A 16,019-nucleotide genomic window follows, 5' to 3' on the forward strand; every position below is an offset into this window, starting at 1 on the left:
TTGTTTAAAATAAAAAAACACAGAGCCCGCTAAGGCCCTGTGTTCACAGAATCACGAATTACTTACTTTCTTCACCTGAAGCTTCCGGTGCAGCACTCTGTGCGGCCTGAGCCTGCTGTCTCTGCATATAAATTGCATCAAAATTAAGAGGCTGAAGAACAAACGGAGGGAAACCGGCCTTAGTAACAAGGCTGCTGATATTCTCTCTCACGTATGGGAACAGAATTCCAGGTACTGTTGCATTCAGTGCATGAGCAAGCTGCTGCTCGCTGAAGTTTTCGATGTGAACAAGAGCTGACTGATTAACTTCGCAAAGGAATGCCACCTTGTCGTCAGCAGTCTTTGTGGTAACTGTAATTCTCAAAGTGATGTCGTAAACATGGTGTTCAGTATCAACTTCTTCATTCTTCACATCAAGATCGATTTTGCTTTCAGGCTTCCATTCTTCACGAAACACACGAGGTGAATTAGGAGTTTCGAGAGAAATATCCTTGTTGTAAATACGGATGATTTCAAAGATAGGATTTAACTGTTCATCAGCCATTTTCATATTCCTTATAATTTTAATTATACTGTGTTAATCAAATATTTCCGGACTCTGCCTACCCTTTAACGACCGGGTAATTATTCATAGTCCATTCCTGCATGCCACCATTAAGTATCACGCTCTTGTAACCGCCTTTCTTCAGGCATTTCGCACACTTGTAAGCGACCAGGTCATCATAACCTTTACCGACAACAACGACGGTTTTATCTTTAAATCTTTCGACCTGAGAAAACTTCAGTTCGAGCAGGTCTTTGGATGAAACAGAGACAGATCCGGCAAGATGACCGTTGGAATATTCTCCGATATCCCTGACATCAACCAATACTGCCTTATCATGATTGTACATTTCGATGGCATTCTTAGAATTGAGTAATTTTAATCCGTCTCTCCAGATAACAATCTGATAATAGACCGTATAACCCAAAGTTATCGCCCACAGCAGACTGATTATCGGATGTCTGCCTACAAATGACACCAATTCGTTCCAAAAATCCAAAGATTCCATAAAATATACACGCCCAGATAGCTGATTAAGTAAACCATTTAGCCAATGTATGCGTACCATGCAATGGACAAGCACATTGATCCGAGGGGTATATTATCATATGCGAAAAAATTTTAAAATAATACGTTCCATTTATCATTTCTTTCCTAAAAAAGGTAATAAATAATAAAACAGGGATCGCCTTTTTCAGACAAATTGGACGCAATATGAACAGAATCATGCTCATGAAAGGAAAAGATTTTCATTCCTCATAAAGATCAAGTACGCAAAATTAGTGTAAAATGTGCACCAAAGAATAATTGAATTTATTTTTGTTATTTGTAAGTTTTTTTCTGAATCAACAATCACATTAGGAATTAAAATGGCAAAGAAACCTTTTGCGCTCATCATTATGGATGGCTGGGGATACAACACCGTTAAGGAATTTAATGCTGTTGCAAATGCTAAGACCCCTGTTCTTGACAAACTTTCACAGGATTATGCTAATACCTTAATCTCCGCTTCAGGAGAAGACGTAGGTTTACCTGACGGTCAAATGGGCAACTCTGAAGTTGGCCACACCAACATCGGTGCAGGCCGCATTGTTTATCAGGACTTAACCCGCATCACCAAGTCAATCAAGGATGGCGATTTCTTCACCAATGAAGTTTTCAATAAGGCCATCGATTCATCTGTTGCCGCAGGTAAGGCCGTTCACGTAATGGGCCTTATGTCACCTGGCGGTGTTCACAGTCATGAAAAGCACATTCTGGCTCTCTTTGATCTTCTGGCAAAGAAAGGCGTTAAAAAGGCTTACTTCCATGCTTTCACCGATGGCCGTGACGTTCCTCCTCGCAGTGCCCAGAGTTCAATTGACACCTTTGAAAAGAAGTTCCAGGAACTTGGTGTTGGCAGATTTGCAAGCATGGTAGGCCGTTACTTCGCAATGGATCGTGACAACAGATGGGATCGTGTTGAACAGGCTTATAACCTCATCACTTTAGGTGAATCACAGTTTGCCCCATTTGCTTCCGCAACCGACGCACTGAATGCAGCCTATGCACGTGATGAAAATGATGAATTCGTAAAAGCTTCAGTAATCGGCGAACCAGTTAAAATGGAAGACGGCGACACTCTGATTTTCATGAACTACAGAGCAGACAGAGCACGTCAGATTTCAAGAGCATTCGCTAATGATGATTTCAGCGGTTTTGAAAGAAAATCACGTCCAGCTATCAACTTCGTAATGCTTACCGAATACGCTACCGATATCAAGGCAGCATGTGCATTCCCTCCTTCTGATCTTGTTAACACCCTTGGTGAATGGCTCTCAAAGCACGGCAAGACCCAGCTCAGAATTTCAGAAACAGAAAAGTATGCACACGTAACCTTCTTCTTCAACGGCGGTGTAGAAACCGTGTTTGAAGGTGAAGAAAGAGAACTTATTCAGAGTCCTAAGGTTGCTACCTATGACCTTCAGCCTGAAATGAGCTCTACCGAACTTACCGACAAGCTCTGTGCCGCAATTGAAAGTTGCAAGTATGACGTAATCATCTGTAATTACCCTAACGGCGACATGGTTGGCCATACCGGCGTATATGAAGCAGCTGTCAAGGCTTGTGAAGCAGTTGACACCTGTATCGGTCGTGTTGTTGAATCCCTCAAGAAGGTTGGCGGTGAATGCCTCATTACTGCAGACCACGGTAATGCCGAAAGAATGAAGGATCTTGAAACCGGTGTTGCATATACTGCTCACACAAACCTGCCTGTACCATTAATCTATGTAGGCCGTGACGCAGAAGCAGTTTCAGGCGGTAAGCTGTCTGACCTTGCTCCAACCATCCTCAGCCTGATTGGTATGGAAACTCCGTCAGAAATGACCGGTAAGGTATTATTCAAGGTTAAATAATTGCCTTATATGACAGCAGATAAGCGATACTCGAAACATCATTTTGTAAAAAACAGTCTGATTCTGTTGGTATCGCTTTGCGCTGTTCTCTTAATGCTGATAATGCCGTCTCCGGCATTATCAGCATCATCAGGAAATGATGAAAAATCCATAGCCACACTCAAGAAAGACATCGAACGACGCACCGAGATCATCAAAAATCACGAAAATGATCTGATGTACCTTAAAAGAGAAAGACAGAACTACGATCAGTCAATAAAGCTTCTGGACATGAAACTGTCCATCACAGAAAATAAAATCAAGCTGGTATCCAGTCAGATTATCGAGCTTGAAAACCAAATATCAGATTTGGAAACCCTAAACGATTCAAACATACAAATGCTGAAAAACATGGTAAGGCAGCTTTATATGTTCGGTGAAAATCCCGGAATCAAAATCATTCTCGGCAATGATAACGTCAGTGAATATGACAGATATATGACCTATTATCAGATTCTGGCGGAACAGAGAAAGGAAATAATCAGCAATATCGCCAAGAATCAGACAGAACTGAGAAACAGTAAACAGTATCTGGAAAGAAAGAAAACGGAACTATCAGAACTCAGAACGGAATATGACAGGAATCTGGGATCCTTAAACAAAGAAAGGACCCAGCGCAAGTTCATGGAAGATGCCCTGCAGTCAAATATCAACAATGAAAAACAGCAGCTCAAGAAGCAGGAAGATGCGCTGAAAGAACTTGAAAAAGCCATCGAAACCAAAAAGCTTGAACTAGCCAAAAAGAGAAAACAGGCTGAACTTAAGGCCATTGCAGACGCCAAAGCCAAGGCCAAAAAGGAAGGTCGTGACACAGAAAAAGCCGCAAGAGAAGAAAAAGAAAGTTTTGCCAAAAGAAACAATCTTAACGGTCTAGGGAAAAATTTACCTTGGCCTGTTAAAGGCAGTGTCATAAAGAAATTCGGACAGGTCAGGTTTACTTCCACAAAATGGACAGGACTCCTGATTGCCTGTAATGAAGGCAACAGCGTATCATCCATATCTGCCGGGGACGTGCTGTACTCTGGCTGGATGAACGGCTGGGGAAATATCATCGTAATAGACCATGGAGCCGATTACCTCTCCATATACGCAAACAACAAAGCCAATCTTGTCAGGAGCGGACAGCGTGTTCAGCGCGGAGATGTAATAGCCACGGCTGGAAACAGTGGTGGTTTGGAAACCAATAGTTTATACTTTGAAATAAGGAAAAACAGTGTTCCACTAAATCCACGTAATTTTTTAAAATAGCAGGTCATCAATATGCGTTTAACAGTTTTTCATGATTATGAACCGGAACCTCTATGGGTAAAGAGTCTTAATAAATTGTTAGAACCAATGGAATTCAGTGAAATCCAAAAATTAGGACGCGTTCATCTGGCTGTATTCAACGATGGCGTTGTAGGAATTTCCGTTACAAACGAAAACCGCATTGTTTACCTCAAAGTTAGGGATATTACAAGAAGAAGAGGAGTTGGCAGATATCTTCTTGAGGAAACCAACAGATTTGTTCTTAACGAATACGATAATGTTTCCATCGACACATGTATCTTCCCTCAGGAGGAGCAGGACGGTCTGACATACTTTCTTGAAACTCAGGGGTATGTTAAGTCTGCTGCAAACGACAAGATTTTCATTTTCCGCGACTGATTCCTGCTGACATATCAGCTGTTTGTATACCACACGCATAAAAAAAGAAACCTCCATTTGGAGGTTTCTTTTTTCCACAGAAAACTGTTTTATTTGTTGCTGCCACCATTGCCGAAAACGAGGTCATAAATAGTCTGTGACTTCTTTGGCAGGGTATGCAGAGCCTTAATACGACGAACTGTCTTTGACTTGCCGCGAATCATGATACTTTCAGTCTTGGCAATATTACCGTCAAGGGTAACCCCGTCAAGCAAATCACCCTTGGTAATACCGGTAATTGAAACAATAATGCTGTCAGTTCTTACCATGTCTTCAAGCTTAAGAACTGTTAACGGTTCTATACCCATGGTCTTGCATCTTGCAATCTCATTCTCACCGTAAGCTCTGTTTTCAGGAGTATCACCCTTAGCAATATGACGAGGAATAAGCCTTCCCTGCATGTCGCCCTCAAGAGAACGTGCTACTGCCGCACTGATTACGCCTTCGGGAGCGCCACCGATACAGTACAGAAAATCAATGTCACTGTCAGGCATGCATGTTAATACTGATGCAGCAACGTCACCATCAGGAATTGCATAAACTCTCAGACCTAACTCATGCATAGTCTTTATTGCCTTTTCGTGTCTTGGCTTAGCAAGAGTAACGCAGGTTAAATCACTGTATTTTTTACCAACGGCACGTGCAATTCTGTAAATATTCTCTTCAAGAGAAACATTTAAATCAATTACCCCTTTGGCATCAGAACCTACTATCAGCTTCTCCATATACATGTCAGGAGCCTTGAGGAATCCGCCTTTGTCTGCAGCAGCAAGAACAGCTACGGCGTTATTCTGTCCCATTGCGGTCATTCTGGTTCCGTCAATAGGATCCACTGCTATATCAACTTCCGTGGAACCGTTACCTACATGTTCACCGATATAAAGCATTGGAGCTTCATCAATTTCCCCCTCACCAATGACGATTTCGCCATCGATATCAAGATCATTTAACATGTAACGCATTGCCTTTACGGCTGCATCGTCTGCAGAGGCCTTATCTCCGCGACCCAACCAATGATAACCGGCTAATGCGGCAGCTTCAGTAACACGACAAAATTCAAGGGATAATTCACGTTTCATAATAAATCCTGACTCGTTGATAAAATGTTAGGCAAATTTTACCACTTATTGCCTCAATAACAATAATTTTTTATACGCCTGCCACTTTGATGTTTTCAATCAGAACCGAGCCCAAATCAGCCACATTTCTGGAGTCCCCATCATCTGCAATAGCCACGATTCCGTTGAACAGATCCTTAAAATTACCGGCAATTGTAAATTCAGCTATAGGATACTGAATTACACCATTCTCCACATAAAAACCACTGGCACCGATGGAAAGCTCGCCGTTTATGAGTTTAATACCGCTACCCATGGTATCATGAACAATAATGCCGCGATCCATCTGTCTTATAAGATCGTTCTTTGAACAGAGAGTCCCTCTCTCATCCACAACAAAGGTATTACTTACTCCTCGGTTATGGGCATTATTTGCCATCTTAAGCTTGTTGGCGAAGTAGTTATTCAGGAAATAGTTCTGAACACAGCCGTGTTTAATGATTGGCATCGGACTGGTTCTGACTCCGTCGCCGTCCATATAGCATGAACTCATCTTTCCGACGATATGAGGATTTTCGTCAATGGAAATCCACTCAGGAAGAACCTTTTTATTGAGACTGTCTGTTAAAAAGCCAGTCTTATAGTACTGCGTATGACCGTCAAGTGCAGAAAAAAGCACATTCAGTAGAAGAGAGGATTTGTTCACGTCAAAAATAACCGGATAGTCACCGGTCTTAATCTTTTGCGGACAAAGCTGCGAAACGCCTTCATCAATAGCTTCCTTGACCAGCAGTTCATCATTCCAGAGTTTGTCGTGACGGGAATCATATGTATATGAACCGCCATACTGACGGTCATCATCCTTACCGCACATCAAAACCAGGTTACGTGAATACGAGGTATCCGCACTGCTGACGACCAATCCCTGAGTAGTTGCCATGGCGCTGATGTACAGACTGCTGTTTTCCTTGGCACTTACCACGGATATTACCCTTTCATCAGCGGCCATTGTCTTCAGTTCGAGATTCTTACATCTCTCAAACATGTCATTTGGTTCAATATCGAGAGGATGAAATGTATCAAAGTCCATTTTTTCAAAGGCAAGATACTGTTTCTCAGGCAACCTGGCGTCAGGATCAGGGTCTGTGTGCTTTGCAATGCTCAATGCGGCTCTGATACTTTCGTCTATTGCCTTTCTTGATAAATCACTGGTGCCGACAGTCCCTTTACGATCATCCTTATATACGGTTATTGCGAGTGAACGGCCGTTTGTAAATGAAATATTTTCCATTTCCGTATTACGGGAGGAGACGGAAAGTCCTGTGGCCTTATTTATTTTTGCACGAGCCTCATTAGCCCCCAATTCCTGAGCCTTTTCCACCGTATACTGAACCAAATCTTCCATTTTATTCAGTTCAAGTTCAATATCGTCATCCATATCAATAATTCCAAATAGTCACTAATGATGCTAGAATACACTAAATTTATTTGAGGATCTCTAAATTATGCCTAAGTATACTGATTTTTTTCATAAAAATGATATACCGGACGATGACGGTTGGGTATCAAAAAGTTCAGAGAAGCGTCATGCCCGGCATTTGAGAGAAATCGGCATTGCCATTCTGGAGCTTGCAGACTCTGAATTTGACCGCATTCCTTTCGGTATTAATGACTCTCTCAGGGAAGCAATGCTCGTCGCCAGAAAACTGAAACCAAGATCGGAAGAGCTGCGCAGACAGATTCTGCACGTGGAATCACTCATGCGCGTGGCTTCAGAAGAAGACGTCCAACTTTTTGAAAACATGCTTAAAGCCATTAAAGGTGCAAAGGTTTCCGAAAATGCACAATTTCACCGTCTTGAAAATCTCAGAGACGAACTTATAGCCTCAGGCATGGAAAGAATTAACAGTCTGACAGCGGAAAATCCGTCCATTGACAGACAGAAACTCAGATCACTGGTTTCCAGGGCGCAGAAAGAAGCCGAAAAGGAAAACAATGATCGCCGCTACTACAAAGAACTTTTTCAGTTTCTTAAAGCAAATATTTCACAGGAGAAATCAGATGAATAAAATCACAGCCTTTTTATCCGCCTGTGCCGCGTCTCTCTTATATTTTTCCGCAACCGCACTTGCGGACGACTTCGTCATAGATGTAAGAACTCAGGATGAGTACGCATCAGGCCATGTTGAAAACAGCCTTAACATTCCTTTTAATGAGGTTGTTGAAGGTGTTTCCGCCAACGACATCAAAAAAGATGACACAATTTACGTTTACTGTCTTTCAGGTAAGAGAGCAGGAAAAGCTAAGAATTCTCTTAACAACGCAGGATACACCAACGTAATTAACCTTGGCGGTTACGAAGATGCCATGGTCTACTTCAAGAACAATCCTCTCAAGTAGTTATGTAGCTGTCTCTTAAAACCAAAAAGACCACCATAACAGTATGGTGGTCTTTTTACTTATGACCGGAGGTTTCGGAAATAAAACTATCTGGTACCTCCGACGGTTACGCTGTCTATTCTTAATGTCGGCTGGCCAAGTCCCACTCTGATGGATTGTCCCTGTTTACCGCATGAACCTGTTCCCTTATCAAACTCCAGGTTATTACCGATCATGGAAATATTCTTCATAACTCCAATGGCATTACCAATAAGGGTGGCATCCTTTACAGGATATTTGATTTCACCGTTTTTTACGCGATAGGCTTCCGTTGAAGTAAACGTAAATTTACCGGCCACCGTATCCACCTGACCGCCGCTGAAATCGATGGCATATATGCCGTCGTCAAGACTTCTGATAATATCTTCAGGAGAATCATCTCCCGGCAGAAGATACGTATTAGTCATTCTTGGTATAGGTTTACAGTAATAGTCGGCACGACGACCGTTACCGGTAGATTCCTTTCCCATAAGTCTGGCATTAAGCTTATCGTACATGAAACTTTTCAGAACGCCGTTCTCGATCAATACATTTCTCTTACTTGGAACACCTTCACTGTCCACATTGAAGGTTCCGGTTCCGTCATGAACAGTTCCGTCATCAACAATTGTGCACAGTTTAGAGGCCACCTCATCGCCCATCTTATCGTGGAAAATAGACTGCCCCTTTCGGCACGAATCAGCTTCCAAACCATGACCAATGGCTTCATGAATCAGTACTGCAGGCCAGCCGGAGGCCAGCACTACAGGCATAGTACCCGCCTTAATCGGTACTGCCTTGAGGTTCAGCAGAGCCTGTCTTACTGCATCTCTCGCAATGGCAAGATATCTTGGCTCCATGTCAACTGAAGATACCGAAGATACTCCTCTGACGTAATCCGCAGGCAGAACTGGTACTTCCTGAAAGAAAAAGGACAAATCATAAATCTTTCCGGAAGCACTGTGGCCGCTTTCCGATACTCCGTTTTCCTCAACAATCACTGAGCAGTTCAGACTTACCTGCGGCGTAATTTCAGCTGCCGTAACACCTTCAGTGGTGAACAGAATACTGCTTTCATTGGAAGAACTGAGCCCAACCTTAACTTCTCTTACTCTGGGATCAAGAGATCTTGCAAATCTGTCCATATCACTCAGCATCTGAACCTTCTGTTCCCTTCCGATGCTGTTTATCGGATCATAGTCACCGGTATTGTAAATCCTGTATGAAGGGCTCAGATTAAGTCTGATATCTGAATTTCCGCCTTTATTTGAAAGAGTTCTTGCAGCCCTTATCGCCTGATGAAGGCTGTGATTATTAATTTCATCTGAATGGGCCAGTGCTGTTTTTTCACCTAAAACACCTCTAACCCCAAAGCCCTGATCTATGCCGAAAGAACCTGATTTAATTTTCTGCTCGCTTAATCTCCAGCTCTCAGAAACGGAACTCATAAAGAATATGTCACCGAAATCAACTCCGGATGAATTAAGCTTGTTAACCATACTTTCAACGTAATCTACGCTCATGCCGTTTTCTGACAGCAGTTTTTCCGTAGTAATCTTTACTAAATCGCTGGCTGTATTCATTTTAACTCCACATATTCTTCGTTTTTCGCTGTCAACGGCATACCACTTCTAATCTTTTCTTTCAATTCTAAATCAATTTTATGTTCAATCACCTGAAAATCATTTTTTTCTAATGTTTCCGTCACTACTTTTCCGTCAGGATCGACAATAAGAGAATGACCATAGCACTCATAACCGTCAGGTGAACTGCCGTTAAGCCCTGCACCGACGACGTAAACCTGATTTTCAACAGCCCTGGCTCTCAACAGTACATGCCAGTGCTTTTGACCGGTCTTCTCAGTGAATGCTGCTGGAACAACAATAACATCGGCTCCCTTAGCTCTTAGTTCGGAAAAGACATTCGGAAAACGAAGATCAAAACAGATGGCGAGTCCAACTCTGACCCCCTCCATATTGAATACGGCGGTTTCAAGTCCATGACTGTAAAACTGCCCTTCATCGTAGGAACAGCCGTTAACAACTGCTCTGAAAAGATGTATTTTACGGTATTTGGCAATCAAATTCCCCGTAGGATCAAATACCGTGGTAGTTATATAGCGTTTACCGTCATCAGGTTCCGGCAAAGTCCCGGCAACAAGATATACCCCATGCCTGCGTGCCAGACAGGCAAGCGCATTAACTGCCTTCTGCCACTGACCGGCAAGAACTTCATAATCAGCATCATTCCTACTGCAGCATACGAAGTTTTCCGGAAGAACAGCCAGAGTAGCTCCGGAAAATGAAGTCAGACTTCCAAGACATCTGTCCACCTGAATAACCGCATCGTCCAGATTTCTTTTGGATGCAGGTAACTCAACAACGGCAATTCTATAATCGTTCATTACGCCATAACCACGTCATACTTTTCACGACGATACATGTGCTCAGCCCTGACTTCAACGGTTTTGCCCATAAATACCTCAAGTTCGGCAAGAGCATGCTGTTCATCAAGCTGCAGGGCTTCAGCTACATCGGTAGATGCATAGACAATAAACTTTTCTGCCTTATATGCATGATTTACCCTGAGTATGTCTCTTAATATCTCATAACACACAGATGAGACACTCTTCACTGCTCCTCTGCCACGACACTCCGGACATTCACAACAGAGCAGATGTCCCAAACTTTCTCTTGTACGCTTTCTGGTCATTTCAACAAGCCCAAGTTCAGAAAAATCGGACACTGTAGTTTTAGCACGATCCTTGGCAAGTTCGGTAAGAAGCGCCTGCATAACACGCTCACGGTGGGTTGCATCCGCCATGTCTATAAAATCAATGATAATTATGCCGCCGAGATTCCTCAGTCTCAATTGTCTTGCAATTGCTGCCGCAGCTTCCACATTTGTATTGAAAATGGTGTCTTCAAGATTTCTGTGACCGACAAAGGCTCCGGTGTTTACGTCAATTGTTGTCATGGCTTCGGTCTGATCAATTACCAGTGACCCGCCGCTCTTTAACTGAACCCTTCTGTCAAGTGCACGCTGAATCTCATTTTCAACATCATATAAATCGAACAGAGGAGTATCACCGGAATAATGTTCTATCTTACCCACCATTTCGGGAACAAATTCATTACTGTACTTAACCAGTTCCTTAAAGGCCAGTCTGGAATCAACCCTGATTTTATCAATATCATTCCCGACAAAATCACGCAAAAGTCTGAAGGCTATTGATAAATCCTCATGCAGAATTGTTCCTGCCTTGGCTTCTTTATAGCTCTTCTTAATGTTGAGCCACATTCTCTTAAGAAGCTGGGCATCCTGTTCAATTTCCTTCTCAGAAATACCTTCTGCGGCAGTACGTACAATAAAGCCGCCAACATCCTTATCCACAAATTTTGACACGATGGACTTAAGGCGATTTCTCTCATCGTCGCTTTCAATCTTCTGAGATACTCCGACATGAGCACTGTCAGGCATGAACACCAGATATCTCGAAGGCAGTGTAATATCCGTGGTAAGTCTAGCCCCTTTTGTACTTATGGGATCCTTCACCACCTGAACAAGAATATCTTGTCCCTGTCTAACCAGTGTTGATATGTCACAGGCCTTAAAATGCTCCTTTTCATGCGGATTAACGCATTCTGTATGAGGAACAATGTCTGAGGCATGCAGAAACGCAGCCTTTTCATGACCTATCTCAACAAAAGCCGCCTGCATTCCCGGTAATACACGGCTTACCTTCCCGCGGTAAACATTACCTACCATGCTTGAATTTGAAGAACGTTCAATATAAATCTCAGATAGGATACCGGAAACAACCAAGGCCACGCGGGTCTCAGAAGGAGTAACGTTCACCAATAACTCATTCATCAATGTCACCTGCTATAAAAAACTGTTCAGAATTTCCCTGAGTTCTGCCTGAGGCAAACCAATTATTGAACTTACACTACCCGAAACACGTTTGATAAAACTGCCGCCAATCCCTTGAATTGCATATCCACCCGCCTTATCTAAAGGTTCACCGGTAGCCCAATATTCTTCAATATCACGCTCTGACATTGGGGCAAACGTAACATCGGATCTGATAAAATCATTTACCTTTCTGTTCTTATCGACCACGCTGAGGCCCGTATAAACCTGATGGGTATTTCCGCTCAATCGGAGCATAAAGAATCGGAATTCTTCATAATCCGAAGGTTTTCCGAATATGTCATTTCCAAGTGCCACGATTGTGTCAACACCAATCACGACAGAATCAGGATTACCGGTTAAAATTTTTTCTGCCTTTAATAAAGAAAGTCTCTTAACATAGTCAGAAGGAGTTTCTTCCAGTGACAGCCTGGATTCGTCAATATCGGCAGGCATTACGGAAAATGAATACCCCATATTTTTCAGTAACTCACTTCGTCTTGGCGATGCGGAAGCCAGAATTATTTTACGATTACTCATCTTCTATTTTCGGACTAATCAGATGATAAAGCGACATCAGGAAAACGTAAATGAACGGCCAGCATACAGCCCCTGAGAGAGCAGACCAGAATATGTTATAGTCCACGGTAACCACACCAAACAGATGTTCACCCCAGAACAGCACAAACTGGCCGACAAAGATAACCGTTCCAACGACAATGGACAGTTCGGGCAGAGAATAATACTTGATGGATTCGAACTGCGTACAGATCATCCATACCATGAATGAAAAAGCCAGGGCATGAATTCCCAAAGTGGTTCCGAGCAGAAAATCCATACACAGACCTGTTATCCATCCCGTCATCACATTCACTCTTGAAGGAATGGCAACAACCCAGACAAGAACCACCAGACAGGCATAATTTGGCAGATAATCACCTATGCTCGCAGGTAATTTCATGATCGATAGAACCAGTGCGACAAAAATGGACATCCATATAAGCAAAAAAGAACCTGTACTCTTAATGGTCATGATTGTCTCCTACGGATTCCTTATTATTCCCGGAACCGCCGGTTACCAGAGATTTATCATTCTGAGTCGGAATTGACTTCTGAATCGTCTTCTCCTTCACACTCTGCTGTACATCAGCCGAATTCTCGGAAACAGCCCTTATTTCTTCAATGGTTTCCTGATCCGAATCGGGGAGCCACAGGAGAAGCATGTATTTAAGACGATCAAGTGTTGCAAGAGGCTGCGCCTTAATTTCAGCAAACTGCAGACCTTCTCTTCTGTCAAAATTAGTTACCCTTGCAACAGGATAACCTGAAGGGAATATGCCTCCGAGACCGGAACTAATTAACAGATCACCCACCTGTATATCAACGTTTCTCGGCATGTTAACTATACTCAGTTCATTGACAATGCCCGTTCCTGTAGCAATGGCTCTAATTCCGTTACGCATAACGACAACAGGAATGGAGTGATTCTGATCTGAAATGAGCAGTACCCTGCTGGTTGAATTGGCAACACTTATAATCTGACCGACAATGCCCTGTTCGTTAATTACAGGTTGTCCCTCATAGACCCCGTCCTTAGCACCGCGGTTTATCATTACGGTAAGGGAAAAAGGATTGGTATCAACTCTCATAACTTCAGCTCCCATTCGCCTGAACGACTCCTTTATCGGAGAATTATTCAGTCTTCTGAGAACTTCGTTATCGTGGATGACGCTGTCGTATCTAAGCAGCTCTACCCTTATTTCGGAGAGCTGATACTTAAGCAGACGATTTTCGTCTGCTATTTCCTGATATGAGCGAAATCTTTCATTTGCGTCATTAGCTAATGAAACGGGAGCATCAGCGATATAATAGACCGGTGTAAGATAGCTTTCGATGTGGTATCTAAGATCTTTAAAAAGCTCGAAATGGCTGTCTAACAGTATCAACACCAGTGAAAGCATGCCAACCAAAGCAAAACGTATATTGGCTGACATACCTGATCTGTTCTGCATAACGCTCGTCCGTTAGAGAAAATTAGTCAAACAAAACAATGCCTTTTTCAGCCATTTCCAGTGCGGCACCGCCTCCTCTGGCCACGCATGTGAGCGGCTCATCAGCTATAGTTACCGGAACCTTCGTACGCATATTAAGAACCTTATCAATATTTCTCAGAAGCGCACCGCCACCGGTAATGGTCATGCCTCTGTTGGAAATATCTGCTGAAAGTTCTGGAGGCGCATTGTTTAAGGCCATTGCTACAGCATCAATGATACTGCTGAGAGGACCCTGGAGAGCCTCCATAATCTCTGTTGAGGTAATAACAAGTGAACGTGGAGCCTGTTCAATTATACTCTGACCGCGGATTTCCATTTCCCTTGGTTCGTCATCCTCACCTTCGTAGGCACATCCGATCTCAATCTTAATCTTTTCTGCGGTAACTTCACCGATTTCCAGACGATGCTTGTCACGGATATAATGAACAATGGCCTGATCAAACTTATCACCGCCGGTTCTTACGGATGAAGCATAAACAATACCGCAGAGAGCAATAATGGCAACTTCAGTGGTGCCGCCACCAATATCAATGACCATTGAACCGCTAGGCTCAGTCACGGGAAGACCAGCACCCACGGCAGCCGCCATTGGCTCAGTAAGAGTATGAACTTCACTGGCACCGCATAATCTGATTGAGTTCTTTATGGCATTTCTTTCAACCGGAGTTGAACCGTAAGGTACGCATACAAGAACACGCGGGCCACTTGAAATAAATCTTAGGAATTTCAGTGACTTGGTAGGTATTGAACGCATGAACTCTTCAAGCATTCTTTCAGTATATTTGCAGTCGGCAATTACACCGTCTTTCATCGGTCTTACGACCTTGATGTCTTCAGGAGCCTTACCCAGCATGCTTTTTGCGGCACGCCCAACGGCAATAGGGGCAAGAGACCTTCCCCTTGAGCCACCCTTTTCCTTTACCGCCACAACTGTTGGTTCATTCAAAACCAGACCTGAGGACTTAACATAAATAAGAGTATTAGCCGTTCCAAGGTCAATAGAAAGGTCAGTAGAATATAAAGATCTAAGTTTATTAAACATTTATTAAATCCGGATACAAACACTTATATCCCAGCACCTGGTTACTGAGACTGAAAAATGATTAAATAAGGGACGGACCCCAGCCTTAAATTTTCTGAGTAAATACCTTGAATTCATGAATATTCAAAGCTTTACACTATTCCACGCGTGAACAAACAGTAGACTCTACCTTCTTCACCTACTGAATTAAAAATAAAGCATGCAGATTATATCACTAAATAGGTGATCTTTTAAGAAAAAGTTATTTAAAGATAGAGCTTACGGGAATTTAAAATACAGCTCAAAGACTTCTGGTCTGGTTATTCCGCACTGATGTTCCAGCTTATGTCCGAGCTTTTTGTAATCTCAGATCTTCTGACCTGATAATAGCCCGTATTTCCCGAACAGATATCACTCCCCGGTTCGCAGTAGGTGTCAATAAAAGGAACGGAACATACTGCTGATGATGTTATTCTGTACTCATACAGCACATCCGAACCGGAGACTTCGTCACTGATAATTTTCTTCACATCGATATAAAGTTTATCAAGAAAACAGCCGTCACGAAAACCATTACAGAGGACATTGCCTGACGCATGGGAAACCGAATTGCAGTTATCGGGAAGAATTGACCTTGAAGCAGGTTCCCCGCCGCCCCAAAGAGATGACGAGAGTGAACCGTTCTCACTGCCCAGAGGGAAAAGCAGGGCCATGGCATATTCAGTCCCGGTATGAGCAAGCAATTCCGCCTGAGACCCCACCGAAACCGTAACCGTATTTTGGGTACTGTTGGTAAGCATTCGGGCAGAAAAAGCTATGAGCAGCGAAAAAATCACTATGACTGCCACAGCAGTCATCATCATAGATCCTTTGACTTTTCTTATTATCGAT

Annotated in this window: 17 protein-coding genes; 5 read left to right on the plus strand and 12 right to left on the minus strand. The window is 42.9% G+C overall.

Going from position 1 to position 16,019, the window contains the following annotated elements; genetic code table 11:
- Nucleotides 1–58 precede the first annotated feature (58 nt).
- Nucleotides 59–544, minus strand: coding sequence for a protein-export chaperone SecB (secB, locus tag QZU58_RS01190; RefSeq protein ID WP_294461668.1), 486 nt, complete (start codon nucleotides 542–544; stop codon nucleotides 59–61).
- A 58-nt stretch (nucleotides 545–602) separates the two neighbouring features.
- Nucleotides 603–1,052, minus strand: coding sequence for a rhodanese-like domain-containing protein (locus QZU58_RS01195; RefSeq protein WP_294461665.1), 450 nt, complete (start codon nucleotides 1,050–1,052; stop codon nucleotides 603–605).
- Between the two features lie 355 nt (nucleotides 1,053–1,407).
- Here QZU58_RS01195 and gpmM point away from each other — a divergent pair, with 355 nt between their 5' ends.
- The 3 genes from gpmM (at nucleotide 1,408) to QZU58_RS01210 (ending at nucleotide 4,626) form a co-directional block, all read left to right on the plus strand.
- Nucleotides 1,408–2,940 carry a 2,3-bisphosphoglycerate-independent phosphoglycerate mutase gene (gene gpmM, locus QZU58_RS01200; RefSeq protein WP_294494098.1) on the plus strand — a complete coding sequence of 511 codons (1,533 nt, stop codon included), beginning with the start codon at nucleotides 1,408–1,410 and terminating at the stop codon, nucleotides 2,938–2,940.
- Nucleotides 2,941–3,033: 93 nt separating this feature from the next.
- Nucleotides 3,034–4,227 (plus strand): peptidoglycan DD-metalloendopeptidase family protein, encoded by a 1,194-nt coding sequence (locus QZU58_RS01205; protein ID WP_294494037.1) that lies wholly within the window; start codon nucleotides 3,034–3,036, stop codon nucleotides 4,225–4,227.
- Between the two features lie 12 nt (nucleotides 4,228–4,239).
- Nucleotides 4,240–4,626: an acetyl-CoA sensor PanZ family protein gene (locus QZU58_RS01210; protein WP_294461659.1), complete on the plus strand. Its 387-nt coding sequence runs from the start codon at nucleotides 4,240–4,242 to the stop codon at nucleotides 4,624–4,626.
- Nucleotides 4,627–4,715: 89 nt separating this feature from the next.
- Here QZU58_RS01210 and glpX read toward each other — a convergent pair whose 3' ends face one another.
- The gene (gene glpX / locus QZU58_RS01215; protein WP_294494040.1) at nucleotides 4,716–5,744 is read right to left on the minus strand and encodes a class II fructose-bisphosphatase; all 1,029 of its coding nucleotides are present in this window, start codon (nucleotides 5,742–5,744) and stop codon (nucleotides 4,716–4,718) included.
- 70 nt (nucleotides 5,745–5,814) lie between these two features.
- Nucleotides 5,815–7,161: a metallopeptidase TldD-related protein gene (locus tag QZU58_RS01220; protein WP_294494042.1), complete on the minus strand. Its 1,347-nt coding sequence runs from the start codon at nucleotides 7,159–7,161 to the stop codon at nucleotides 5,815–5,817.
- Between the two features lie 67 nt (nucleotides 7,162–7,228).
- Between QZU58_RS01220 and yjgA the strand changes: the two genes are divergently transcribed.
- Nucleotides 7,229–7,792 (plus strand): ribosome biogenesis factor YjgA, encoded by a 564-nt coding sequence (gene yjgA, locus QZU58_RS01225; protein ID WP_294494045.1) that lies wholly within the window; start codon nucleotides 7,229–7,231, stop codon nucleotides 7,790–7,792.
- A complete protein-coding gene (locus tag QZU58_RS01230) occupies nucleotides 7,785–8,123 on the plus strand; it encodes a rhodanese-like domain-containing protein (protein WP_294462965.1) in 339 nt (112 codons plus the stop codon). Before yjgA ends, QZU58_RS01230 begins: the two co-directional genes overlap by 8 nt.
- Nucleotides 8,124–8,209: 86 nt before the next feature.
- On the opposite strand, the gene tldD is transcribed toward QZU58_RS01230, so the two are convergent.
- From tldD to QZU58_RS01270, 8 genes are all read right to left on the minus strand, one after another.
- Nucleotides 8,210–9,724 (minus strand): metalloprotease TldD, encoded by a 1,515-nt coding sequence (gene tldD, locus QZU58_RS01235; RefSeq protein WP_294462968.1) that lies wholly within the window; start codon nucleotides 9,722–9,724, stop codon nucleotides 8,210–8,212.
- Nucleotides 9,721–10,545 (minus strand): nitrilase-related carbon-nitrogen hydrolase, encoded by an 825-nt coding sequence (locus QZU58_RS01240; protein ID WP_294494048.1) that lies wholly within the window; start codon nucleotides 10,543–10,545, stop codon nucleotides 9,721–9,723. Before QZU58_RS01240 ends, tldD begins: the two co-directional genes overlap by 4 nt.
- On the minus strand, nucleotides 10,545–12,017 hold the full coding sequence (rng, locus tag QZU58_RS01245; protein ID WP_363174805.1) for a ribonuclease G: 1,473 nt from the start codon (nucleotides 12,015–12,017) through the stop codon (nucleotides 10,545–10,547). Before rng ends, QZU58_RS01240 begins: the two co-directional genes overlap by 1 nt.
- Before the next feature lie 9 nt (nucleotides 12,018–12,026).
- Nucleotides 12,027–12,593, minus strand: a complete 567-nt coding sequence (locus QZU58_RS01250; protein WP_294494054.1) for a Maf family protein — start codon at nucleotides 12,591–12,593, stop codon at nucleotides 12,027–12,029.
- Nucleotides 12,586–13,086, minus strand: coding sequence for a rod shape-determining protein MreD (mreD, locus tag QZU58_RS01255; protein WP_294461598.1), 501 nt, complete (start codon nucleotides 13,084–13,086; stop codon nucleotides 12,586–12,588). The genes QZU58_RS01250 and mreD overlap by 8 nt, the downstream gene beginning before the upstream one ends.
- A complete protein-coding gene (gene mreC / locus QZU58_RS01260) occupies nucleotides 13,076–14,065 on the minus strand; it encodes a rod shape-determining protein MreC (protein ID WP_294461601.1) in 990 nt (329 codons plus the stop codon). The genes mreD and mreC overlap by 11 nt, the downstream gene beginning before the upstream one ends.
- A 22-nt stretch (nucleotides 14,066–14,087) precedes the next feature.
- Complete coding sequence (locus QZU58_RS01265) at nucleotides 14,088–15,149, minus strand: rod shape-determining protein (protein WP_294461603.1); 1,062 nt, start codon at nucleotides 15,147–15,149, stop codon at nucleotides 14,088–14,090.
- Nucleotides 15,150–15,448: 299 nt separating this feature from the next.
- Nucleotides 15,449–15,991, minus strand: a complete 543-nt coding sequence (locus QZU58_RS01270; RefSeq protein WP_294494057.1) for a hypothetical protein — start codon at nucleotides 15,989–15,991, stop codon at nucleotides 15,449–15,451.
- Nucleotides 15,992–16,019 lie beyond the last annotated feature (28 nt).

This window comes from uncultured Ruminobacter sp. (genome assembly GCA_902764345.1).
Classification (GTDB): Bacteria; Pseudomonadota; Gammaproteobacteria; order Enterobacterales; family Succinivibrionaceae; genus Ruminobacter.